Raw genomic sequence first — 538 nt, forward strand, 5'->3', positions numbered from 1 at the left:
TCTGTCGCATTCGCTGCCGAGCGATAAGCAGGTATTGGAACGCCCGCCTCCGCGAGGAGCTGACGTTGAGTGAATTTGTCACAGCATCGTTCAATCGATTCAGGGTTCGGTCCCGGTAGATCGAAATGCCGGCAGAGCTTGCCAACTGTCGCATAGACCGCCTCCCTGGCGGTCGTAATACCAGCAATGTCATAGGTCGCACGCAGCTGGGAACATTCGCGGATCAGCGCATCGAGATTTTTTGTATCGACACAGATTGCCTCAATGCCTTCCGCCGCAAGATAGTCGTACTGAGCTGGATCAGCCGACAAGGTAATTGGATGAAGACCAAGACGCTGGGCCGCTTGGACGTACAGCACACCAGTACCGTGTGTATTACCTTCAATCAGAATCAGAGCTCTTCTTGCCATGGCTGTTGACTCCAGCATTGCGAGTTAATCGGCAGTCTGAGCGTAAATATGTCTCAGCTTTTCCAGCCCTGACCCGATCTCAGACTTGCGGTGAACGTAACATTGTCAGCGACTGGTGGTCGTAAAGA

General features: G+C 53.0%; 1 pseudogene. It reads right to left on the reverse strand.

Features of this window, described 5'->3' with window-relative positions:
• Positions 1-410: pseudogene (locus tag NKJ17_RS33960) on the reverse strand (ATP-grasp domain-containing protein); the annotation flags it as partial.
• Positions 411-538 lie beyond the last annotated feature (128 nt).

Origin of the sequence: Mesorhizobium sp. M0208 (assembly GCF_040322015.1) — a bacterium.
Taxonomy (GTDB): Bacteria; Pseudomonadota; Alphaproteobacteria; order Rhizobiales; family Rhizobiaceae; genus Mesorhizobium.